Raw genomic sequence first — 19,575 nt, 5'->3', positions numbered from 1 at the left:
AACAGAAAGGCCCGACCATGACCGCACAGGACGACATTTCCGCGCGCTATCACTATCAGGTCATCGCCCGCGCTTTGGCCGAGATCGACGCGGCACAGGCCGAGGGCGAGGCGCTCTCCCTCGATGCGCTGGCAGAGCGGCTCTCGATGAGCCCCGCGCATTTCCAGCGGCTCTTCTCGGCCTGGGTCGGCGTCTCGCCGAAACGCTACCAGCAATATCTCACACTCGATTTCGTCCGCGATTTGCTTAGCCGCCGCCTGCCCCTCGAGGAGGTCGCCGACCGCGCGGGCCTGTCGGGCACGGGGCGGCTCCATGACCTTGTACTGCGTTGGGAGGCGATGACACCGGGCGCCTTCGCACGCGGCGGCGAAGGGGTGACGATCCGCTGGGGCCGCTTCGACAGCCCCTTCGGCCCCGCCATCGCGATGGGGACAGATCAGGGGCTTTGCGGCATGGCCTTCGCGGCCGAGATGGGCGAGCGCGAGGCCTTCGACGATCTCGCACGCCGCTGGCCCGAGGCGCGCTTCACCGAAGATCCCGAACCGATACGCCCCTGGGTCGAGGCCGCTTTCGCGCGACGCGGCGAGGCACGACTGACGCTGATCGGAGCCCCCTTTCAGATCAAGGTCTGGGAGGCGCTGCTCGCCATCCCCACCGGCCATGTCACCACCTATTCCGACATCGCCGAAGCGATCGGCAACCCCAGGGCAGTGCGCGCGGTCGGCACCGCGATCGGACGCAACCCGATTTCCTTCCTGATCCCCTGCCATCGCGCCTTGCGCAAATCCGGCGGGCTCGGCGGCTATCACTGGGGGCTCGGCGTCAAACGCGCGATTCTCGGCTGGGAGGCTGCGCGGGCCGATGCAGAGGCACAGCCCGAACGCTGAGCGCGCAAGCTCTTGCCCGAAACGTGATGGGCGGAAATTCGCGCGGCCTGAAATCACGATGGAACAAGCGCGAAAATTAGGCGTATGCTCTGCGCAAGCCTCTGAGGGAGGCGATGAGACAAGGCAGAGACAGAGCAATGACCACCCTTCTCAAGACCAAGACCATCCTGCTGGGGGCCGCCGCCGCAATCGCGCTGAGCGCCTGCGTCCCGGCCAACGAATCCGACCCCAACGCGAACCGCAACGCCGGCGCCATCACCGGCGCACTGATCGGCGGCGCGATCGGCGCGACCCGCAAGGGCGACGAGAAGCTGACCAAGGCGGCTGCGGGCGCCATCGTCGGCGGCCTGATCGGCGGCGCCATCGGCAGCCAGCTCGACAAGCAAGCGGCAGAGCTGCGCCGCGACCTGACCACCAATGGCGTCAGCGTGGTGCGCTCGGGTGACCAGCTGATCGTGACGATGCCGCAAGACGTGCTCTTCGCCACCGACAGCTCCGCCGTGCGCCCCGACCTGCAGCGCGACCTCTACACGCTGGCGGGCAGCCTCAACCGCTACCCGAACACCACCGTCGAGGTCATCGGCCATACCGACAACACCGGCGACGCGGCCTACAACATGCGGTTGTCGCGCCAGCGTGCCCAATCGGTTGCGAATATCCTCGTGAATGCGGGTGTGCCAAGCTACCGCGTCGTGCCGACCGGGCGCGGCGAGGACCAGCCGATCGCGAGCAACCTGACCGCCGAAGGCCGTCAGGCGAACCGCCGCGTGGAATTCATCATCCGCGCCACCCAGTAACGGTATCGCACGAAACTCGAAAGGCCGGGGAAACCCGGCCTTTTTTATTGCCTGCCCCCCTCTCTGGTCATACATCTTGACCACATGGAGGGGGAAATGCCGTTTCAGAAGATCGAATCCGAGAAGCTTGCCAGCGCGGTCGTACGCCAGATCGAGGAGCTGATCCTGCAAGGGATCCTGCGCCCCGGTGAGCGCCTCCCCTCCGAGCGTGAGCTGTCCGACCGTCTCGGCGTGTCGCGCCCGAGCTTGCGCGAGGCTGTTTCCGAGTTGCAGGATGCCGGGCTGCTGACGACGCGCGCCGGTGCGGGGATCTTCGTGGCCGATGTGCTCGACTCCGCGTTCTCGCCCGCTCTGATCCGGCTCTTCGCGAGCAATGATCAGGCACTGTTCGATTACATCTCGTTTCGCCGCGACATGGAGGGGCTTGCCGCCGAACGTGCCGCGCAATGCGGCTCGGCCACCGATCTGCAAGTGATCCAGACGCTTTTCGAGCAGATGGAAGCCGCCCATAGCAAGCGCAACCCGGCCGAGGAAGCGCAGCTCGACGCGCAGTTCCACATGGCGATCATCGAGGCGAGCCACAACGTCATCATGATCCACATGATGCGCGCCATGTTCGACCTTCTGGCCGAAGGCGTGTTCTACAACCGCTCCATCATGTTCCGGAACCGGGCAACGCGCGACAAGCTGCTCGACCAGCACCGCGCGATGAATGACGCGATCCAGCGCCGTGATCCCTCTGGCGCACGTAAGGCGGTTGCCGCGCATATGGATTTCGTCGAGGAAGAAATGGCCGCAATGCGCCGCGCTGAGCGCAATGAGGCGACCGCAAAGCTGCGGCTTCAGCACAAGGTCATGCGATAGGACGGCCCCCGCGCCTTTAGCGGCCCCACGACCCAGAGCGTCGCGTCGGGCGGAACACCTTCGGCACGTCCCCACCCAAGCAAAAACCCCGGCCACGCGGACCGGGGTTTTCGTAACTTACCCGTTCGGGGAAGATCAGTTGAGACGCTGCTCGACTTCACCCAGCGAGGTGTCGATCATCGCGGCACGATCCTTGGCGGTCAGCTGCTTGGCGAGAACTTCGCCAGCGGCGGCCACGGCGACCGAAACGGCGCGATCCTTGACCTCTTTGAGCGCGTGGGCCTCAGCCGAGGCGATCTGCTCGTCAGCGGCCTTCAAGCGGCGCTCGATCGAGACCTTCAGATCTTCCTTGGCCTTCTCGGCCGCGGCTTCCGCGTCGCGCTTGGCGGCGGCGACGATCTCATCGGCCGTGCCCTGCACTTCACGCGCCTTGCGCTCATAGCTTGCCAGGATCGCCTGCGCTTCGTCACGCAGCTTGCGGGCTTCGTCGAGGTCGCCACGGATATTGTCCGCGCGCTTGTCGAGCATCTTGCCCAGCGTCCCCGGAACCTTCGCCCACAGGACGATCCCCACGAAGAGGATGAAGGCGATGGTCACGATGAAGTTCGTGTTCCACAGCGAGAAGAACGGACCCGAAGCCGCGAATGCGGGCTGGGCAACGGCGAGCGGGAGGAGGAGAAGCGAAAGTTTCTTCATCATCTTACCCTTTCAGCCGCGTATCGACAGCCGCGTTGATGGACTTGGCATCCGCCTTGCCCCCAAGCGCCGCGACGATTTCGCCAGCGGTATCCTTGGCCACCTGATCGACCGCAGCCAGTGCACCGTCGCGGATCTCCGCGATACGGGCTTCCGATTCCGCGGAACGGGCCGCGATCTCGGCATCGGCCTTGGCGATTGCGGCGTCGAGGTCCTTCTGGATCTCGGCCCGGGTCTCACCGGCGATCTTCTGAGCCTTGGCGCGGGCATCGGCCAGCGCCTTCTCGTAAGCAGCTTCGGCCTCTTCGGCCTTGCGCTTGAAATCCTCGGCTGCGGCGATGTCGCCCGCGATCGTGCCCTGACGATCGGCGAGGACCGCCTCGATCCGGGGCAGCGCGATGCGCGACAGCAGCCAGTAGATCGCGACCAGAGCGACCAGAAGCCAGAAGATCTGGTTCGGGAAGCTCGAGAAGTCGAGCTGAGGCATGCCGCCCGCGTCAGCGGAATGTGCAGCACCTGCAGCGCCATGGGCCGCATCAGCGGCTGCGTGCGCCATATCTTGCGTTTCGCTTGCCATGTCGTCCCTCGACCCTGATCACAAATCCCCTTTTGGGTCACGGATGGGCTCCGAATGAGCCCACCCGCCCTCAAGGAAAAGCGTGTTGGATCAGACGGCGAACATCAGCAGCAGCGCGACGAGGAACGAGAAGATCCCGAGCGCTTCCGCGAAAGCGATGCCGATGAAGAGGGTCGCGGTCTGGCCAGCGGCCGCCGAGGGGTTGCGCAGAGCGCCCGACAGGAAGTTGCCGGCAACGTTGCCCACACCGATAGCCGAGCCACCCATGCCCATGCAGGCCAGGCCAGCGCCGATGTAAGCACCCATTTGAACGATATCGCCTTCCATTGTCGTACTCCTTGAGGTTGGAAGTGGCAGAAACTTTTGTGAAGCGGTTCGATCCGTTGTCCCGTCAGTGTGCCGGGTGCAGTGCGTCACGCAGGTAGACGCAGGTCAGGATCGTGAAGACATAGGCCTGAATGAAGGCCACGAGAACTTCGAGCCCGTACATCGCGGTGATCGCGAGGATCGACAGCGGGGTGACGGCGATGCCGACGCCCGAGAACAGGATCAGCGGCGCGAAGGCGGCGAACACTTTCATAACCGCGTGGCCGGCCATCATGTTGCCCGCAAGACGAATGGAGTGGCTGACGGGGCGCACGAAGTAGGAGATCAGTTCGATGATCGCGAGGATCGGACGCAGCGCGAGCGGCGCCGAGGACACCCAGAACAGGCTCAGGAAACCCGCACCGTTCTTGACGAAACCAACAACCGTCACCGTGACGAAGACCATCAGCGCGAGCACCGCGGTCACCGCGATATGCGAGGTCGTCGTGAAGGCGCGCGGCAGCAGGCCGAGGAAGTTCGAGAAGACGATGAACAGGAACAGCGTGAAGATGTAGGGGAAGAACTTCAGAGCGTCCTTGCCGGCCACGTCTTCGACCATCTTGTGAATGAAGCCGTAGGACAGCTCCGCGATCGACTGGGCGCGGGTCGGCACCACGGCACGACCACGGGTCCCGATCACCAGCATGAAGAAGATCGCGACCACGGCGACTGCCATCCACAGCGTCGCATTCGTGGGCGTGTACCAGTGGACAGGGCCCTCCCCGAAGAGAGGCTTAACGATGAACTGGTCCATCGGGTGGAAAACCAGTTCGCTGCGCATTTCCTGTTCAAGAGTTGCCACGTTCGTCTTCCTCTTCATCGGCCATCTCGGCCGCACGCTCTTCGTTCATTTCCTTGGCAGAGCGAAGCATCACCTTCACCCCCGCCGCGAGACCGAGAAGCGTGAACAGCACCATCATCCAGGGTATCGTGCCAAGCAGCACATCAAGCCCGTATCCGATGCCGAAGCCGATCCCCAGCCCCGAAACCATTTCGATCACCATACGCCAGGCCATATTCGCCTGGGACAGATGATGATCGGCACGTTGCGGAGGCGGCTCCTGCGACTTTCTCACCTCAGACAGCCGTTTCTCCAACGCGGCGAGGCGTTCGGGATCGGGCTCGTCGGAGCGGTGATCAGGCATGGTTCGGCCCCCACTCAGGTCTCAGCCGTGATAGCTGCGCCCCCCTTGCGAGTCAATTCCGTATGGATCACCTTTTTGATCATCTAAGCCATTGAAATTGAATGTTTTTGAAAAACGCCGTGATTCCAGCCCTGCGCAAAGCTCACGCAAATGCGAGCAAAGCCATATTCAACCGATCGGTTGACGTTTTTCAACGGAAGCCCCATCACTTGGCCATGCTACCGCCCACCCCGCCCTCTCTCGACGCGATCTTCGCCGCCCTCGCCGACCCGACGCGGCGGGCGATCCTGACGATGTTGCTCGAGGATGACATGGCGGTGACCGATGTGGCCGAGCCCTTCGAGATGTCGCTTGCCGCCGTGTCGAAGCACCTCACGATCCTCACCAATGCCGGGCTGATCTCGCAGGAAAAGCGTGGCCGGGTGAAGTGGTGCAAGCTCGAACCGATCGCGATGGCGGCGGCGACGACATGGATCCAGGGCTTCGGTCAGTTCGAGCCGGTCGATTTCGACGCCTTCGAGAAATTCCTCGAAACCGAGCTGTCTGCGATCGACCTGTCGGAGCCCGAAGACCCCGAGCCCGACGCGTCCAAAGCCGGTTAGATCGAGCCCGCCTCGACCATGTAATTGTTCGCCGTGCACATCGCCGCGTCATCCGAGGCGAGGAAGAGCACCATCCGCGCCACGTATTCGGGCTGGATCAGATCGGGCAGGCATTGCTTGCGCCGCTGATCCTCCAGCGCTTCGGGCGTGGCCCAGAGCGTCTTTTGCCGATCCGTCATGATCCAACCGGGTACGACCGTGTTGACGCGGATGCGGTGCCCGCCCAACTCGCGTGCCATCGTCCGTGTCAGGCCGTGCACGGCGGCCTTGGCCGTCGCATAGGCCGGAAAGCCGCTGCCCGCCTCCCACCAGGAGTTCGACCCCATATTGATGATCGACCCCGCCCCTTTCGCGATCATGTCCGGTGCGACGGCCTGGATCGCGAAGAACATGTGGCGCAGGTTGGTGTTCTGCCGTTCGTCCCAATATTCCGCGTCGATCTCGCGCCAGTCGTGGCGATCGTCGCGTGCGGCGTTGTTCACCAGCACATCGGCCGGGCCGATCTTGGCGCGCAAACCTTCCAGGGCCGTCCTCATCGCCGCGATGTCGCGCAGATCGCACAGCTCGAACGCCACCCCATCGAGACGCCCCGCGAGCGCTGCGCTCGCATCGGCATCGCGATCGAGGAAACCGACCCGCGCGCCTTGCGCGGCAAAGCTTTCGACGATCAGCGCCCCGATCCCCGAGGCGCCCCCGGTGACGATGACGCTCTTGCCCTTCAGGCTCGGATAGATCGCGAAATCCGGCATGTGCTCCTCCACTCTTTCCCGCGCGAGCATCGCGCCACGCACCGACCCTGTCCAGAGCGCGCCAACGAAAAAGGCCGCCCCCGGAGGTGCGGCCCTGATCACGGTTTGCCGAGGCGACTTACTTGTCGTCGTCCTCGTCATCCTCGTCGTTGTCGGGCAGGTTGAAGAAGCTGTCCGCGTCCGAGTAATCCTGCTTGTCGTCTTCGTCGTTTTCTTCGCGCAGATCGGAGGAGGTGAAGTTCTCCAGGCCCGCGATGGCCGAGGGCAGGCGCGGCTCGTCGGGCATCCCAAGCGACTGCTCGGTCGAAACGAGTTTACGACGCTCGTCATCGCTCATCACACCCTCGGCGGCGGACTTCTTCGCGGCCTTCTGCACTTCCATGTCCAGTTCCGACTGGCGGCACAGACCCAGCGCGACCGGGTCGATCGGGGTCATGTTCTGGATGTTCCAGTGCGTGCGCTCGCGGATCGACTGGATCGTGGGCTTGGTGGTGCCGACGAGACGCGCGATCTGCGCATCGGCCAGTTCGGGGTGGAATTTCACCAGCCACAGGATCGCATTCGGACGGTCCTGACGCTTCGAGAGCGGCGTGTAGCGCGGGCCACGGCGCTTGTCCTCGCCCAGAGCGGCCTTGTTGAACTTCAGCTTGAGCTTGTGGAGCGGATCTTTCTCGGCCTTGTCGATCTCTTCCTGATCGAGTTGGTTCGAAGCGACCGGGTCGAAGCCCTTCACGCCGGTGGCCACGTCACCATCGGCGATGCCCTGCACTTCCAGCTCGTGCAGCCCGCAGAAATCCGCGATCTGCTTGAAGCTGAGCGTCGTATTGTCCACCAGCCACACGGCGGTGGCCTTTGCCATCAGGGGCTTGTTCGTCATTGCAGCCATCCTTTACATATCTCTCCCGGGCCGAGAAATCGGCTGCGGCGCGGGAATTCCCTGCCGCGGTCCATTTCTGGAAGGGGAATTGCGGCCCCATATAGTCAATCGCGCGTCGGGAGAAAAGAGAAAATGACTCGTCTGAGCCTTCTGGCCGCAGCCCTGCTTGCCGCGCTTTCGCTCGCTCCCGCCCATGCCGAAGGCGAGCGCGCGGGCGATTTCGACTATTACGTTCTGTCGCTCAGCTGGTCGCCGACATGGTGCGCGCTGGAAGGCGACGCGCGCAACTCCCCGCAATGTGACCCCAAGCACGACTATTCCTTCGTCCTGCACGGGCTCTGGCCCCAATATGAAAGCGGCTGGCCCAGCTATTGCCGCACGCCGCATCGCGACCCTTCGCGCCAGCAGACGGCCGCGATGGAGGACCTGACCGGCGCGCCGGGCCTGGCGTGGTATGAGTGGAAGAAGCACGGGCGCTGCTCGGGCCTGTCGGCGGCGGATTACTTCGCGCTCGAGCGCCGCGCTTATGAGAGCATCAAGATCCCCGATGTGCTCGCCCATCTCGACCGCGACGTGAAGCTGCCCGCCAAGGTGGTCGAGCAGGCCTTCCTCGAGGCCAATCCGGGGTTGGATGCCGACGAGATCACCATCACCTGCAAGGCGGGCCGCATTCAGGAGGCCCGCATCTGCCTCACCAAGGATCTCGAGCCGCGCAAATGTGGGGCCGACACGATCCGCGATTGCCGCATGCCCGACGCGCTGATGGAAAAGGTGCGCTGAGGCTCAGGCGCCCGGCGGGATCTTGTCTTCCAGCGTCGAGAGCTTCCGCTCCGCCGCCGCATCATGCGAATGGTCTTCCGCCGGACGGCCGATCTCGCGGATCCAGGCCTTCGCCTCCTCCAGCTCCGCGACGTGAAAGACCCGCAGCGGCGCATGCACGAGCGGCGCAAAGATCTTCATCCCGTGCCGAATCCAGTCGGTATCCGTCACCAGCGCCAGAGCCCCGAAATCGCCCAAGTGCGACAGCCCCAGCTTGGTATCATCCCAGGCCGCGCCCATCGTGAAGCCCTCGAAGCGATCGCCCAGAACGTAAAGCAGCTTGACCTTGCCCTCGGCTGCGATCTTCGCCTCGACCGCCGGGATCAGCTGCGTCTCATAGGCTTCGGCGTCGATCTCGCCGACGGCCTCGAAGGCCAGAACATCGGTGGGATAGCCGGTGAAAAATTCGAACGTACCCTTACTCATGGTCGTCTCCTTTCCGGTTCCTGTCCCTGATATATGGGGATTGCGGGCGCTCGCGAAAAGCTCAGCCGCCCTTCACCTCCAACACGATCTTGCCAATGTGTTCGCTGCTTTCCATCCGCGCATGGGCCGCTGCGGCCTCCGTTAGCGGGAAGGTGCTGTCATGGATCACCCGCAGCTTGCCCGCATTTACCATAGGCCAGACCTGCGCCAGAAGCTGCCGCGCGATCTCGGCCTTGGCCGCATCCGATTGCGGGCGCAGCGTCGAGCCGGTGATCGTCAGTCGCCGCAGCATCACCTGCGCGAAATTGATCTCGGCCTTGGGGCTTTCGAGAAAGGCGATGAAGACCATCCGCGCGTCATCGGCCATCGCCTTGATATTGCGCGCGATGTAAGACCCGCCGACCATGTCGAGCACGAGGTTCGCGCCGCCTTCAGCGCGCAGCACATCCACGAAATCGCCCGTCTTGTAGTTGATCGCGGTCGCGCCCAGCTCCTCGCAGGCTGCGCATTTTTCCGGGCTGCCCGCCGTGGTGAAGACCCGCGCGCCGAGCGCTTTCGCGATCTGGATCGCGGTGGTGCCGATGCCGGAGGACCCGCCATGCACGAGGAACCTCTCCCCCGCCTTCAGCCCCCCGCGCATCACCACATTCGACCAGACCGTGTAGCAGGTCTCGGGCAGGCAGGCCGCCGATTTCAGGTCGAGCCCCGCGGGCACTGGCAGCGCATGTTCGGCCGGGCAGGTCACGAACTCCGCGTACCCGCCGCCGGGCAGCAGCGCGCAAACCTGATCGCCCACAGCCCAACCCGTCACCCCCGGCCCAAGCGCCGCCACCCGCCCCGAACATTCCAGCCCGGGGAGATCGGAGGCGCCCGGCGGCGCCTTGTAGGCGCCTGCGCGTTGCAGCGCATCGGGGCGGTTCACCCCGGCATAGGCCACCTCGATCAGGATCTCGCCATGCCCCGGCACAGGCACGGCGCGGCGCGCCTCGATCAGTACTTCGGGCCCGCCGGGTTCGGAAATCTCGATACAGCGCATCTCGGTCGGCATTTCGAAGGCGTCCATCAATGCGCCTCCTTGCCCGGCATATCGTCCATGCCCTTCGGCGCGCGGATACCGCTCAGGATCTTCGGCAAGAGCGGCAATTTCATCGCCGCCCCCTTCACCTTCTCGAACTGCATCACGCCTTCGATGCGCCGATCGAGGAAGGCCCAGGTATCGGCATGGCCCTCGCTCTCGTCGCCCATCCAGTAGAGCACGGTCGCGGAATAGACCCCGGATAGCGTCATTCGTTTCGTGTACCAGTTATAGTCGCGGCTCTGATCGCCCAGCACGTTCCAGATCTTGTCGCACGTTTCCCAGATCAGCTTCGACCCGGTCGCGGCATTTTGCGGCAGCGCGAAGATCGCCGCCCCCCGGCGCACCAGTTCCGGATCGGACGCCTCCAGCCGGAACCGCACTGCCGTCGCGATTCGCTCGTGGAACTTGAGCCCCGACAGGTCCGTCTCTTCCAGCCGCTTGAGCATCGCCGCATCGCCTTCGCGGTGATAGGCCACCGCCAGATCGACCGCGCCGCGCGGACAGATCACCCGCGCCAGCCCCCGATCGAGGCCCAGATCGGCCACAGCTTCCTTGAATGCAGGCTCCGACCAGCCATCGAAGGGCACATGCGGCTTGATCGCCGCCAAAAGCTCGGATCGGGCGCGGTCCATGTCGAGATGGTCATTTTTCATCGCGTTTCCTCCGGTTTGGGCGGTAGACAAACCGCCTTTTGGCCTCTATATGGAGCGCTCCTGCAAGCAACTGCAACTCTAACTTAGGAAGGTGGTGACACCACATGCAGGTCAGCGTTCGCGACAACAACGTCGAACAGGCGCTCCGTGCTCTGAAGAAAAAACTTCAGCGCGAGGGTGTGTTCCGCGAAATGAAGCTCAAGCAGCATTTCGAGAAACCCTCGGTCAAAAAAGCGCGCGAGAAAGCCGAAGCCGTCCGCCGTGCCCGTAAACTGGCACGTAAGAAGGCTCAGCGCGAAGGCGCGCTCTAAGCGCACCGCTCCGCGTCTGCAAAGGCGCCTGAAAATGCTGGCGGGCTTGCCCGCACCGATGACCCCCGAGGCCTGGCCGCGGGGGTTTTTGGTTTCTCGGGGCCAGAGCCTGCGACACCAGATTGCACTTGCCTTGCGCCGCAAGCCCCCTACCCTACCGGCAATCACCGATCGCCCTGGCTGGATCCGCTCACACCCATGTCCGATTTCCGGCCCGTTCTTCACCTCTTCGGCCTGATCCTCGCGGCGCTCGGGGTCTCGATGCTTGTCCCGACCGGGATCGACCTGCTGGATGGTTCGGGAAACTGGCGCGAATTCTTCGAGGCCGCGATCGAGACCACCCTCACGGGCACGCTTCTCGCACTGGCCACCCAGGGCGAGCGCACCGGCGGGCTGACGACCCGACAGGCCTATCTGCTGACCGCCGCGATCTGGCTCGGCCTGCCCTTCTTCGCGGGCCTGCCCTTCATCGACGGCGCGCCGAATGCCAGCTGGACCGACGCCTATTTCGAGGCCGCTTCTGGGATCACCACCACCGGCTATACCGTGTTTTCCGATCTCGACGACATGCCGCGCTCGGTCCTCCTCTGGCGGGGCATGCTGAACTGGTTCGGCGGGCTCGGGATCGCCTTCGTCGCGATGATCTTCCTGCCAGTGCTGCGCATCGGCGGCATGCGTTATTTCCAGACGGAAGGTTTCGACACGCTCGGCAAGGTGATGCCGCGCGCGGGCGACATCGCGCGCTCGCTCCTGTGGGTTTATCTCTCGCTGACCGCCGCCTGCGCGCTCAGTTACGCCGCAACCGGAATGAGCCCCTTTGATGCGATCTGCTACGCGATGGCGACGATCGCGACGGGGGGCTTCGGCACCCACGACACCTCCTTCGCGAGCTTCTCACCCGCGGCGCAATATGCGGGCGTGATCTTCATGCTCGGATCGGCGCTCCCGTTCATCCGCTACGTCCAGCTGGGCCACGGTCATCTCGGCCCGTTCTGGGAAGACCCGCAGATCCACGCCTTCCTGCGCTGGTTCTCCATCGCGCTCGCAGCTCTTCTGCTCTGGCGCTACACCCACGACCCGAAGGGCATCGAGCCGACCTTCCGCTCCGCCGCCTTCAACCTTTCGTCGATCATGACCGGAACGGGTTTCGGCACCGCGAATGTCGCCAACTGGGGCAGCTTCGCGGTGGTACTGGCCTATTGGGTCGGGCTGATCGGCGGCTGCACCGGATCGAGCTCGGGCGCGCTCTCGGTCTTTCGCTGGCAAGCGCTCGGCGCGGTGATCCGCACCGCCGTCCGCCGGTTGCACGCGCCACACCGCGTGATCCTGCCGCGCCTTGGCGGCAAGCTGCTCGAAGAGGACGTGCTGTCCTCGCTCATTCTCTATTTCACGGGCTACATCCTCGCCCTCGGGGTGATCTCCGTCGGGATCTCGATGACGGGGGCCGATTTCGTCTCGGCACTGTTTGCAACCTGGGGCGCGCTCGGCAATATCGGCTACGGCATCGGGCCGCTGACCGATCGCACCGGAACGATGGTCGATTTCAACGATGCCGCAACCTGGCTGATGACGCTGGCGATGCTACTCGGCCGGATCGGCATGCTCGCGATCCTCGTGGTGTTCCTGCCCCGGTTCTGGCGCAGCTAGACTGGCAGCGCCGTCGTCGAAAGCACGCATTTGAGCGAGAAACTCGACTGGATCTGCGCCACCCCCGGCAGGTTCGCCAGCTTCGCCCGATGCAACCGCGCGAAATCCTCCGCATCCTCGGCCACGACCTTCAGCAGATAATCCGCCGCCCCCGCCATCAGGTGACATTCCAGAACCTCGGGCACCTTGCGCACTGCCGCTTCGAACGCGTCCAGAACCTCGTCGGCCTGGCTCGACAGCTTGATCTCGACATAGACAGTCGTGGTCCGCCCCAGCTTGCGTGGATTCAAGAGCGCCACGTAATCGCGGATATAGCCCTCTTCCTCGAGCCGCTGCACGCGCCGGTGACAGGCCGAGGGCGAGAGGTTCACCCTCTCGCTCAGTTCGGCATTCGAGATTCGCCCCTGTTTCTGCAACACCGTCAAAAGCCGACGATCCGTCGCGTCCAGCTTGTCACTCATGCAATTTCCTGTCGGTTTAGGGCCATTTCTTCGAAGATACGGGCGCAAGCCCTCGGCAGCAATCGCGAATTGGCAAAGCACTTGCACGTGACGGACCCGATACTGGGGTCAGGACGTTCCAATCGCATTGAGGAGGAAACGCGATGAAGATCGGATCGGTGCGCGAGATCAAGGCACAGGAATTTCGGGTCGGGCTGACCCCGGCGGCAGCCGCCGAAGCCGTGGCCCACGGCCATGAGGTTATCATCGAGGCCGGGGCCGGTATGGGCGCGGGCTTTGCCGATAGCGACTACGAGGCGGCGGGCGCGAAAATCGTGGCCGATGCGGCGACCGTCTTCGCCGAGGCCGACATGATCGTGAAAGTTAAGGAGCCGCAGGCCTCCGAGCGCAAGATGCTGCGCAAGGGCCAGATCCTTTTCACCTATCTTCACCTCGCCGCCGACGAGGCGCAGGCGAAGGACCTGATGGAATCCGGCGCGACCTGCATCGCCTATGAGACCGTGACCGCGAAGGACGGCACCCTGCCGCTTCTGGCACCGATGTCCGAGGTCGCGGGCCGTCTTGCGCCGCAGATGGGCGCCTGGACACTGCAAAAGGCGAATGGCGGGCGCGGCGTTCTGATGGGCGGCGTGCCGGGCGTGGCGCCTGCGAAAGTCGTGGTGATCGGCGGCGGTGTCGTGGGCACCAATGCCGCGCGCGTGGCCGCTGGGATGGGCGCGGATGTGACCGTGCTCGACAAGTCTCTGCCGCGCCTGCGCTATCTCGACGACACGTTCCGCGGCCTCTTCCACACCGCCTTTTCGTCGAAAGCCGAGACCGAGGCGCTCGTCGCGAGCGCCGACATGGTCATCGGCGCGGTGCTGATCCCCGGTGCGGCCGCGCCCAAGCTGATCACCCGCGAGATGCTCAAGACGATGAAGCCGGGTGCTGCGATCGTCGATGTCGCGATCGACCAGGGCGGCTGCGCCGAGACCTCGCGCGCTACCACCCATGACGATCCGGTCTTCGAGGTCGATGGCGTGATGCATTATTGCGTGGCCAACATGCCGGGCGCGGTGGCGCGCACCTCGACCAAGGCCCTGTCGAATGCGACGCAACCCTTCCTGATCGCGCTTGCCGACAAGGGATGGGAGCGAGCCTGTGCCGAAGACCCGCATCTTGCCGCGGGCCTCAACGTTCATGCCGGGATGATCACCCATCCGGCGGTGGCCGAGGCGCTCGATCTGCCGCTCAATGAAACGCAGACGCTGCTGCACGCAGCCGAGTAAACCGGCCGCGACCGCAAAGCAAAAGGCCCGGGGAGATACCCGGGCCTTTTCCATCTGTTTGACGCTTTATTTCTTGAGCGCGTCGCGGATCTCGAGAAGCACGTCCAGCTCACTCGGGCCGGTCGGCACCTCGGGCGCCACGTCATCAGGCTTTTCCGCCGCAGCCTTGATCCGGTTGACCATTTTGACCAGCAGGAACACGACGAAGGCGATGATCAGGAAATTGATCACGGCCGTGATGAAAGCCCCGTAGGCGAAGACCGGCGCTCCGGCTTCGCGCGCGGCGGCAAGCGAGGCAAACTCGCCCTCGCCGAGATTGACGAACAGGTTCGAAAAATCGATCCCGCCCGTGATCACCCCGATGATCGGGTTGATCAGATCGCCCACCAGCGAGGTCACGATCGCGGTGAAGGCCGCGCCGATGATGATGCCGACGGCCATGTCCATGACATTGCCCTTGGCGATGAAATCCTTGAACTCTTGAATCATTCGCTGCCCCCAATTTGCAGTTCGTACGATGCGATGTGAGGAGCGTATCATGGGCTGCGCGCTGCGGCACCTTTTCGTTACGGGGAAAATTTGCTTGGGTGATGCAAATTCAGGAGGCCCCATGTCCGATCTGTCGCAATTTCCGATCACCCGCCGTTGGCCCGCCGCCGATCCCGGCGTGATCCAGCTCTATTCCCTGCCGACGCCAAACGGGGTGAAAGTGTCGATCATGCTCGAGGAGACGGGTCTGCCCTATGAGCCCCATCTCGTACGGTTCAGCGAGAACGACCAGATGACGCCGGAATTCCTTTCGCTCAATCCGAACAACAAGATCCCTGCGATCATCGACCCCGACGGGCCCGACGGTCAGCCCTTGCCGCTTTTCGAAAGCGGGGCAATCCTGATCTATCTTGCCGAGAAGACCGGGCAGTTTTACCCGCAGGCGCAGCGCTACGAGGTGCTGCAATGGCTGATGTTCCAGATGGGCGGAATCGGCCCGATGTTCGGCCAGCTCGGCTTCTTCCACAAATTCGCGGGCTCCGAGATCGAGGATCCACGTCCGAAAGAGCGGTACCGCGCCGAGGTCACGCGGCTTCTCAAAGTGCTCGACGGGGCGATTGAGGGGCGCGACTGGATCGTGGGGGACTATACCATCGCCGATATCGCGATCTGCCCTTGGCTGCGCACACTTCGGGAGGTTTACAACGCCACCGAGATCACCGGTTGGGACGATCTGAAAAACGTCCCGGCCTATCTCGATCGTTTCCTGTCGCGCCCGGCTGTCCAGCGCGGGTTGAACATTCCCAAGCGCGACTGACGTTCAACAAGAGCGGTCCCGGGCCTCATCGACGAGGCGGCGCGCCGCGCCTGCGACCGAGCTCAGCAGATCGCCCTGCGGATGCGGCGTCAGCGGCATCGCCGCCAGCCCGTCGCTGACGCGCGCCCGCGCCTCCTGCCGTGCGCTGTCGGCCAGCATCCGGGCGTCGAGGCGCACGGCCTCGCGCGCCTGGGCCAGCAGTTCGCGATCTTCCGCGAGGCAGCCGAAATGCTCGGGCATCTGCATCATGGTGCGCAGCTTGCGCTGGGCGGCCTGGATCTGGGCACTGGCCGCATCGCGCCGGTCGGCGTGAAAGCCCAGCTCCAGCGGCAAGGTCGCTACGAGGCTGTCGCGTTCCTCGCGCAGACCTTCGGCCGCGCCCATCAAGGCCTGCGCTGTCTCGGCATCGACCATGGCCGCGTCGTCTTCACAGCCTGCAATCATCTCGTCGAGCTGACCCAGACGATGCCGCGCGATGATTTCGGCAGCTTCGGCATGGGCGAGATCGGCAGACGCCCTGTGCAGGTCGTCAAGCACCCGTTCCATTGGCGCAGGCGCTAAGCTTGCACCCAAAGACGCATCGAACGAACGGCGGACCGGGTCGGTCCGGTGAAACTGGTGGAACATGGCAGCATCCCTCCTATGGCAGCACGATCAGGCTGGCACAGGCGGATGAACGAAAAGTGAACATGCTCGCATGCATTCCGAAGGATGCAAGAAAGCCGATAAATATCAGTCGTTTGCGCGGATCGTTTTCGCGAGCGGCTGGAACATCTCGGCATTAGCCGCGATCACGGACCCCGATTCGAGGATCGAACGCCCTTCGCGAACAGCCTCGACGAAGCCACCGGCTTCCTTCACCAGAATCAGGCCGGCCGCGATATCCCAGGCATTCAATCCGCGCTCCCAGTAGCCCTCGTAGCGGCCCGCGGCCACGTAAGCGAGATCAAGCGCCGCCGAGCCCCAGCGCCGCACACCTGCGCATTGCGGCATCAGCTTGGCGAGGTCCTGGAGCGTCGCCGGAAGCGTCGATTTGCCACCGAAGGGAACGCCGGTCGCGAAGATCGACTCGATCATCCGGTTGCGGCCCGACACGCGCAGACGGGTCTCGTTCATGAAAGCGCCAAGGCCCTTCTCGGCGTAATACATCTCGTCTTTCGCGGCGTCGAAAATGACACCCGCGACGACCTCGCCCTTATGCTCGAGCGCGATCGAGATCGCCCAATGCGGCAGCCCGTGCAGGAAATTCGTGGTGCCGTCGAGCGGGTCGACGATCCAGCGGCGCGTCGGGTCCTCGCCCTCTTCCTCGCCGGTTTCCTCACCGACCCAGCCATAGGAGGGGCGTGCCGTGCGCAGCTCTTCCTTGATGATGCTCTCGGCTTCACGGTCCGCTTTCGACACGAAGTCGCCCGGCCCCTTCGAGGAGACCTGAAGGTTTTCGACCTCGCGGAAATCCTTGACCAGCGAGCGACCTGCCTTGCGGGCGGCCTTGATCATCAGGTTGAGGTTTGCGCTGCCTTGCATCTTAGGGCTCCTTCGCGTTTCAAGCGGCTGCCTTACAGGGGTTGAGCGGAAAATCCAAGGGCTTTGGCGCAGGCTGGCGTCTGCGGAGCGGCGCTGCCCCGTTTGCGACGAGCGCCCCCGAGATACTTGGATCGGAAAGACGCCTCAGGCGCGCTGAAGTTTCACCGGTTCGGTGCGGGCAAGGCGCAGGAAATGGGCCATGAAGGGTTGTGTGGCGTCTTCGGTGCGCGTTGCCGCATAGAGGCGCTTGGTCAGGCCCTGTTCGGTCACCGGGCGGGTGATGTAATCGGGCTGGTACTTCACCTCGCGCAGCACCCAGTCGGGCAGCACCGCCACGCCGCGATTCGAGGCGACCAGCATCAGGATCACCGCCGTCAGCTCCACCTGCCGCACGGCTTTCGGCTCGACCCGCGCGGGCGTGAGAAGCTGGGTGAAGATATCCGAGCGGCCGCGGTCGATCGGATAGGTGATCAGCGTCTGGTCGGCAAAATCCTCGGCCTCGATAAAGGGTTTCGCGGCCAGCGGCGAGTTGGCGGCGGCGATGAAGGTCGGCGCATAATCGAAGAGCGGGTTGAAAGTGACGCCCTCGATCTCTTCGGGATCGGAAGAGATCACCAGATCGACCTCTTCGCGCGCAAGCGCGGGCAGCGCCTTGAACGCCAGACCGGGGCGGATATCCACGTCGATATCGGGCCAGGCATGGCGAAATCGCTCCAAAACCGGGAAGAGCCAGTCAAAACAGGCATGGCATTCGATCGCGATATGCAGCCGCCCCGCACGGCCCGAGCGCAGCGCCTCGAACTCGGCCTCGGTCGCGGCGATCTCGGGCAGGATACGCTCGGCCAGCCGCAACAGCTTCATCCCCGCCGCCGACAGCTTCAACGGCTTCGAGCGCCGCACGAACAGCTCCACCCCGGTCTGGTCTTCCAGTCCCTTGATTTGATGCGACAGCGCCGATTGTGTTATGTGCAGCACATCCGCCGCCTTCGCGAGCCCGCCCGCATCGTGAATCGCCTTGATGGTGCGCAGGTGCCGGAACTCGAGATGCATCTTGTAGTTATACTCATAACCATTTTGAGGATTATGAGTTTGTCTCACAAAGCCCGATCTGGCACAAGAGAGCGAACGAAAGGACATATTCCCATGACGACGCCCAAGGTCAGCTTCGAATTCTTCCCGCCCCAGACGCTCGACGCGTCCTTCCGGCTGTGGGAAACCGCGCAGGTTCTGGCGCCGCTGCAGCCCGAGTTCGTCTCGGTGACCTATGGCGCGGGCGGCACGACGCGCAAGCTGACCCATGAGGCGGTCGGCACGATCCACAAGAATTACGGGCTCAACGTGGCAGCCCACCTGACCTGCGTGGAGGCGACCCGCGCCGAGACGATGGAGATCGTGAACTCCTATGCCGAAGTGGGCGTGACCGAGATCGTGGCGCTCAGGGGCGATCCGCCGAAAGGCGCCAAAGGCTTTGTTCCCCATCCCGAGGGCTTTGCGTCGTCGGTCGAGCTGATCGAGGCGCTGGCCGAGGATGGCCGCTTCACGATCCGCGCGGGCGCCTATCCCGAGCCGCATCCCGAAGCCGCCGACCCGCTGGCCGATGTGCGCTGGCTCAAGCGCAAGGTTGAGGCGGGCGCGACCTCGGCGATCACCCAGTTCTTCTTCGAGGCCGAGACCTTCTTCCGCTTCCGCGATGCCTGCGAGCGCGAAGGCATCACCGCCAAGATCATCCCCGGCATCCTGCCGATCCAGTCCTGGAAGGGCGCTAAGAACTTCGCCCAGCGCTGCGGCACCTCCATCCCCGCCTGGGTCGAGGAAGCCTTCGAGGCCGCGGTCCGCGACGGGCGCGAGCAGCTTCTGGCCACCGCGCTGTGCACCGAGCTTTGCGACAAGCTGATCGAGGGCGGCGTGGAAGACCTGCATTTCTACACGCTCAACCGCCCCGGCCTGACCCGCGACGTGTGCCACGCGCTGGGTGTGACGCCCGAAGCGGTGCTGGAAAACGTCGCCTGAAAGGGTGGTGGAGCGGAGTGACGGAAAGGGGTCCGGCAGGGCCCTTTTTCTTTGGTTGGGGTGCGTGGAATGTCGGCTATGCGGACTAAGCTGACCTTCGCCGCAGATGCTCAATTCTCACTGCAAGCGCGAGGGCCTCGGCGCGCCGGGCGGAAAGCGGTGATTCGCTGCACGCACAGCAGAAATCTTCTTTTCGCCGCGCACACCGGCTCCAAGGCGAGCCTATACAGCCAGAGATGTTTGTGCTTTTTTTGTCCCTATTCAACGTTCCGTTTGTGAACAAGAACCGAGGTTCACAAACATCAGAAAGCGACTGTGTGGTTATGAAAAAAACCTGTCACGCTTGTGGTGAGCAGATTTCTGACGGCGCAAAAATCTGCCCAGTCTGTAATTCAAATCAAAACAAGTTCCTGTTTTATGCGAACGGTGGAATCGGCATCGGGTCTTTAGTTATATCCGGCCTTTCCTTAGTGGTGGCCTTTGTAGCTCAGCAGTGTCCCACCGGGTGGTGT

At 63.8% G+C, this 19,575-nt stretch carries 26 protein-coding genes; 11 read left to right on the top strand and 15 right to left on the bottom strand.

What is annotated here, in order from left to right; all coding sequences use genetic code 11:
* Positions 1 to 17 precede the first annotated feature (17 nt).
* The 3 genes from TP2_RS17320 (at position 18) to TP2_RS17310 (ending at position 2,548) form a co-directional block, all read left to right on the top strand.
* Entirely contained in the window at positions 18 to 887 is an 870-nt protein-coding gene (locus tag TP2_RS17320) for a methylated-DNA--[protein]-cysteine S-methyltransferase (protein WP_038080094.1), read from the top strand.
* A 137-nt stretch (positions 888 to 1,024) separates the two neighbouring features.
* Positions 1,025 to 1,684 (top strand): YiaD family glycine zipper/OmpA-like lipoprotein, encoded by a 660-nt coding sequence (locus tag TP2_RS17315; RefSeq protein ID WP_038080092.1) that lies wholly within the window; start codon positions 1,025 to 1,027, stop codon positions 1,682 to 1,684.
* A gap of 96 nt (positions 1,685 to 1,780) precedes the next feature.
* Positions 1,781 to 2,548 carry a FadR/GntR family transcriptional regulator gene (locus tag TP2_RS17310; protein WP_038080090.1) on the top strand — a complete coding sequence of 256 codons (768 nt, stop codon included), beginning with the start codon at positions 1,781 to 1,783 and terminating at the stop codon, positions 2,546 to 2,548.
* Positions 2,549 to 2,683: 135 nt separating this feature from the next.
* Here TP2_RS17310 and TP2_RS17305 read toward each other — a convergent pair whose 3' ends face one another.
* The 5 genes from TP2_RS17305 to TP2_RS17285 all read right to left on the bottom strand — a co-directional run bounded on the left by TP2_RS17305 (position 2,684) and on the right by TP2_RS17285 (position 5,332).
* Entirely contained in the window at positions 2,684 to 3,244 is a 561-nt protein-coding gene (locus tag TP2_RS17305) for a F0F1 ATP synthase subunit B (protein WP_038080298.1), read from the bottom strand.
* A gap of 4 nt (positions 3,245 to 3,248) precedes the next feature.
* Complete coding sequence (locus tag TP2_RS17300) at positions 3,249 to 3,821, bottom strand: F0F1 ATP synthase subunit B' (protein ID WP_038080088.1); 573 nt, start codon at positions 3,819 to 3,821, stop codon at positions 3,249 to 3,251.
* A 90-nt stretch (positions 3,822 to 3,911) separates the two neighbouring features.
* Positions 3,912 to 4,148: a F0F1 ATP synthase subunit C gene (locus TP2_RS17295; protein WP_038066250.1), complete on the bottom strand. Its 237-nt coding sequence runs from the start codon at positions 4,146 to 4,148 to the stop codon at positions 3,912 to 3,914.
* Positions 4,149 to 4,212: 64 nt separating this feature from the next.
* Positions 4,213 to 4,968: a F0F1 ATP synthase subunit A gene (locus TP2_RS17290; protein WP_038080085.1), complete on the bottom strand. Its 756-nt coding sequence runs from the start codon at positions 4,966 to 4,968 to the stop codon at positions 4,213 to 4,215.
* Positions 4,969 to 4,975: 7 nt separating this feature from the next.
* The gene (locus TP2_RS17285; protein WP_038080083.1) at positions 4,976 to 5,332 is read right to left on the bottom strand and encodes an AtpZ/AtpI family protein; all 357 of its coding nucleotides are present in this window, start codon (positions 5,330 to 5,332) and stop codon (positions 4,976 to 4,978) included.
* Positions 5,333 to 5,547: 215 nt separating this feature from the next.
* Between TP2_RS17285 and TP2_RS17280 the strand changes: the two genes are divergently transcribed.
* Positions 5,548 to 5,934, top strand: coding sequence for an ArsR/SmtB family transcription factor (locus TP2_RS17280; protein WP_038080081.1), 387 nt, complete (start codon positions 5,548 to 5,550; stop codon positions 5,932 to 5,934).
* On the opposite strand, the gene TP2_RS17275 is transcribed toward TP2_RS17280, so the two are convergent.
* Together TP2_RS17275 and TP2_RS17270 are read right to left on the bottom strand one after the other, a co-directional pair.
* Positions 5,931 to 6,683 carry an SDR family NAD(P)-dependent oxidoreductase gene (locus tag TP2_RS17275; protein ID WP_038080079.1) on the bottom strand — a complete coding sequence of 251 codons (753 nt, stop codon included), beginning with the start codon at positions 6,681 to 6,683 and terminating at the stop codon, positions 5,931 to 5,933. The two genes, TP2_RS17280 and TP2_RS17275, sit on opposite strands and share 4 nt — an antisense overlap.
* A gap of 118 nt (positions 6,684 to 6,801) precedes the next feature.
* Positions 6,802 to 7,560 carry a DUF1013 domain-containing protein gene (locus tag TP2_RS17270; RefSeq protein ID WP_038080077.1) on the bottom strand — a complete coding sequence of 253 codons (759 nt, stop codon included), beginning with the start codon at positions 7,558 to 7,560 and terminating at the stop codon, positions 6,802 to 6,804.
* A 132-nt stretch (positions 7,561 to 7,692) separates the two neighbouring features.
* Between TP2_RS17270 and TP2_RS17265 the strand changes: the two genes are divergently transcribed.
* On the top strand, positions 7,693 to 8,340 hold the full coding sequence (locus TP2_RS17265; RefSeq protein ID WP_051692827.1) for a ribonuclease T2 family protein: 648 nt from the start codon (positions 7,693 to 7,695) through the stop codon (positions 8,338 to 8,340).
* 3 nt (positions 8,341 to 8,343) lie between these two features.
* On the opposite strand, the gene TP2_RS17260 is transcribed toward TP2_RS17265, so the two are convergent.
* The 3 genes from TP2_RS17260 to TP2_RS17250 all read right to left on the bottom strand — a co-directional run bounded on the left by TP2_RS17260 (position 8,344) and on the right by TP2_RS17250 (position 10,536).
* Positions 8,344 to 8,805 (bottom strand): SpoIIAA family protein, encoded by a 462-nt coding sequence (locus TP2_RS17260; RefSeq protein ID WP_051692825.1) that lies wholly within the window; start codon positions 8,803 to 8,805, stop codon positions 8,344 to 8,346.
* Positions 8,806 to 8,866: 61 nt separating this feature from the next.
* The gene (locus TP2_RS17255; protein ID WP_038080291.1) at positions 8,867 to 9,853 is read right to left on the bottom strand and encodes an NAD(P)H-quinone oxidoreductase; all 987 of its coding nucleotides are present in this window, start codon (positions 9,851 to 9,853) and stop codon (positions 8,867 to 8,869) included.
* Between the two features lie 14 nt (positions 9,854 to 9,867).
* Complete coding sequence (locus tag TP2_RS17250; RefSeq protein ID WP_038080075.1) at positions 9,868 to 10,536, bottom strand: COQ9 family protein; 669 nt, start codon at positions 10,534 to 10,536, stop codon at positions 9,868 to 9,870.
* A gap of 104 nt (positions 10,537 to 10,640) precedes the next feature.
* Between TP2_RS17250 and rpsU the strand changes: the two genes are divergently transcribed.
* On the top strand, positions 10,641 to 10,847 hold the full coding sequence (gene rpsU / locus TP2_RS17245; protein WP_011748553.1) for a 30S ribosomal protein S21: 207 nt from the start codon (positions 10,641 to 10,643) through the stop codon (positions 10,845 to 10,847).
* 198 nt (positions 10,848 to 11,045) lie between these two features.
* Positions 11,046 to 12,494: a TrkH family potassium uptake protein gene (locus tag TP2_RS17240; protein WP_038080073.1), complete on the top strand. Its 1,449-nt coding sequence runs from the start codon at positions 11,046 to 11,048 to the stop codon at positions 12,492 to 12,494.
* Here TP2_RS17240 and TP2_RS17235 read toward each other — a convergent pair.
* A complete protein-coding gene (locus TP2_RS17235) occupies positions 12,491 to 12,955 on the bottom strand; it encodes an Lrp/AsnC family transcriptional regulator (RefSeq protein WP_038080071.1) in 465 nt (154 codons plus the stop codon). The two genes, TP2_RS17240 and TP2_RS17235, sit on opposite strands and share 4 nt — an antisense overlap.
* Positions 12,956 to 13,098: 143 nt before the next feature.
* On the opposite strand from TP2_RS17235, the gene ald reads away from it, so the two are divergent.
* Positions 13,099 to 14,223, top strand: a complete 1,125-nt coding sequence (ald, locus tag TP2_RS17230; protein ID WP_038080069.1) for an alanine dehydrogenase — start codon at positions 13,099 to 13,101, stop codon at positions 14,221 to 14,223.
* 66 nt (positions 14,224 to 14,289) lie between these two features.
* Here ald and mscL read toward each other — a convergent pair whose 3' ends face one another.
* On the bottom strand, positions 14,290 to 14,712 hold the full coding sequence (gene mscL / locus TP2_RS17225) for a large conductance mechanosensitive channel protein MscL (RefSeq protein WP_038080067.1): 423 nt from the start codon (positions 14,710 to 14,712) through the stop codon (positions 14,290 to 14,292).
* 121 nt (positions 14,713 to 14,833) lie between these two features.
* Between mscL and TP2_RS17220 the strand changes: the two genes are divergently transcribed.
* Complete coding sequence (locus tag TP2_RS17220) at positions 14,834 to 15,529, top strand: glutathione S-transferase family protein (protein WP_038080066.1); 696 nt, start codon at positions 14,834 to 14,836, stop codon at positions 15,527 to 15,529.
* A 3-nt stretch (positions 15,530 to 15,532) separates the two neighbouring features.
* Here the strand turns inward: TP2_RS17220 and TP2_RS17215 are convergent, their stop codons facing one another.
* The 3 genes from TP2_RS17215 to TP2_RS17205 all read right to left on the bottom strand — a co-directional run bounded on the left by TP2_RS17215 (position 15,533) and on the right by TP2_RS17205 (position 18,103).
* On the bottom strand, positions 15,533 to 16,156 hold the full coding sequence (locus TP2_RS17215; RefSeq protein ID WP_157617164.1) for a hypothetical protein: 624 nt from the start codon (positions 16,154 to 16,156) through the stop codon (positions 15,533 to 15,535).
* Positions 16,157 to 16,261: 105 nt separating this feature from the next.
* Positions 16,262 to 17,053, bottom strand: a complete 792-nt coding sequence (locus TP2_RS17210) for an inositol monophosphatase family protein (RefSeq protein WP_038080064.1) — start codon at positions 17,051 to 17,053, stop codon at positions 16,262 to 16,264.
* A gap of 144 nt (positions 17,054 to 17,197) precedes the next feature.
* Positions 17,198 to 18,103, bottom strand: coding sequence for a LysR family transcriptional regulator (locus tag TP2_RS17205; protein ID WP_038080063.1), 906 nt, complete (start codon positions 18,101 to 18,103; stop codon positions 17,198 to 17,200).
* A gap of 93 nt (positions 18,104 to 18,196) precedes the next feature.
* Here TP2_RS17205 and metF point away from each other — a divergent pair, with 93 nt between their 5' ends.
* A complete protein-coding gene (gene metF, locus TP2_RS17200) occupies positions 18,197 to 19,063 on the top strand; it encodes a methylenetetrahydrofolate reductase [NAD(P)H] (RefSeq protein WP_038080061.1) in 867 nt (288 codons plus the stop codon).
* Positions 19,064 to 19,299: 236 nt separating this feature from the next.
* Positions 19,300 to 19,575 (top strand): hypothetical protein (locus tag TP2_RS18800; RefSeq protein ID WP_206198359.1); only part of this gene is annotated, 276 nt, incomplete at its 3' end.

Origin of the sequence: Thioclava pacifica DSM 10166, from assembly GCF_000714535.1 — a bacterium.
In the GTDB taxonomy this organism is placed as follows: domain Bacteria; phylum Pseudomonadota; class Alphaproteobacteria; order Rhodobacterales; family Rhodobacteraceae; genus Thioclava; species Thioclava pacifica.
This window is presented reverse-complemented; position numbering and strand designations above follow the sequence as displayed.

Excerpts from the sequence above, each read along its gene's own strand:
- TP2_RS17320 (WP_038080094.1), top strand. The coding sequence starts at position 18 with ATGACCGCACAGGACGACATTTCCGCGCGCTATCACTATCAGGTCATC.
- TP2_RS17315 (WP_038080092.1), top strand. The coding sequence starts at position 1,025 with ATGACCACCCTTCTCAAGACCAAGACCATCCTGCTGGGGGCCGCCGCC.
- TP2_RS17310 (WP_038080090.1), top strand. The coding sequence starts at position 1,781 with ATGCCGTTTCAGAAGATCGAATCCGAGAAGCTTGCCAGCGCGGTCGTA.
- TP2_RS17305 (WP_038080298.1), bottom strand. The coding sequence starts at position 3,244 with ATGAAGAAACTTTCGCTTCTCCTCCTCCCGCTCGCCGTTGCCCAGCCC.
- TP2_RS17300 (WP_038080088.1), bottom strand. The coding sequence starts at position 3,821 with ATGGCAAGCGAAACGCAAGATATGGCGCACGCAGCCGCTGATGCGGCC.
- TP2_RS17295 (WP_038066250.1), bottom strand. The coding sequence starts at position 4,148 with ATGGAAGGCGATATCGTTCAAATGGGTGCTTACATCGGCGCTGGCCTG.
- TP2_RS17290 (WP_038080085.1), bottom strand. The coding sequence starts at position 4,968 with ATGCGCAGCGAACTGGTTTTCCACCCGATGGACCAGTTCATCGTTAAG.
- TP2_RS17285 (WP_038080083.1), bottom strand. The coding sequence starts at position 5,332 with ATGCCTGATCACCGCTCCGACGAGCCCGATCCCGAACGCCTCGCCGCG.
- TP2_RS17280 (WP_038080081.1), top strand. The coding sequence starts at position 5,548 with ATGCTACCGCCCACCCCGCCCTCTCTCGACGCGATCTTCGCCGCCCTC.
- TP2_RS17275 (WP_038080079.1), bottom strand. The coding sequence starts at position 6,683 with ATGCCGGATTTCGCGATCTATCCGAGCCTGAAGGGCAAGAGCGTCATC.
- TP2_RS17270 (WP_038080077.1), bottom strand. The coding sequence starts at position 7,560 with ATGACGAACAAGCCCCTGATGGCAAAGGCCACCGCCGTGTGGCTGGTG.
- TP2_RS17265 (WP_051692827.1), top strand. The coding sequence starts at position 7,693 with ATGACTCGTCTGAGCCTTCTGGCCGCAGCCCTGCTTGCCGCGCTTTCG.
- TP2_RS17260 (WP_051692825.1), bottom strand. The coding sequence starts at position 8,805 with ATGAGTAAGGGTACGTTCGAATTTTTCACCGGCTATCCCACCGATGTT.
- TP2_RS17255 (WP_038080291.1), bottom strand. The coding sequence starts at position 9,853 with ATGCCGACCGAGATGCGCTGTATCGAGATTTCCGAACCCGGCGGGCCC.
- TP2_RS17250 (WP_038080075.1), bottom strand. The coding sequence starts at position 10,536 with ATGAAAAATGACCATCTCGACATGGACCGCGCCCGATCCGAGCTTTTG.
- rpsU (WP_011748553.1), top strand. The coding sequence starts at position 10,641 with ATGCAGGTCAGCGTTCGCGACAACAACGTCGAACAGGCGCTCCGTGCT.
- TP2_RS17240 (WP_038080073.1), top strand. The coding sequence starts at position 11,046 with ATGTCCGATTTCCGGCCCGTTCTTCACCTCTTCGGCCTGATCCTCGCG.
- TP2_RS17235 (WP_038080071.1), bottom strand. The coding sequence starts at position 12,955 with ATGAGTGACAAGCTGGACGCGACGGATCGTCGGCTTTTGACGGTGTTG.
- ald (WP_038080069.1), top strand. The coding sequence starts at position 13,099 with ATGAAGATCGGATCGGTGCGCGAGATCAAGGCACAGGAATTTCGGGTC.
- mscL (WP_038080067.1), bottom strand. The coding sequence starts at position 14,712 with ATGATTCAAGAGTTCAAGGATTTCATCGCCAAGGGCAATGTCATGGAC.
- TP2_RS17220 (WP_038080066.1), top strand. The coding sequence starts at position 14,834 with ATGTCCGATCTGTCGCAATTTCCGATCACCCGCCGTTGGCCCGCCGCC.
- TP2_RS17215 (WP_157617164.1), bottom strand. The coding sequence starts at position 16,156 with ATGTTCCACCAGTTTCACCGGACCGACCCGGTCCGCCGTTCGTTCGAT.
- TP2_RS17210 (WP_038080064.1), bottom strand. The coding sequence starts at position 17,053 with ATGCAAGGCAGCGCAAACCTCAACCTGATGATCAAGGCCGCCCGCAAG.
- TP2_RS17205 (WP_038080063.1), bottom strand. The coding sequence starts at position 18,103 with ATGCATCTCGAGTTCCGGCACCTGCGCACCATCAAGGCGATTCACGAT.
- metF (WP_038080061.1), top strand. The coding sequence starts at position 18,197 with ATGACGACGCCCAAGGTCAGCTTCGAATTCTTCCCGCCCCAGACGCTC.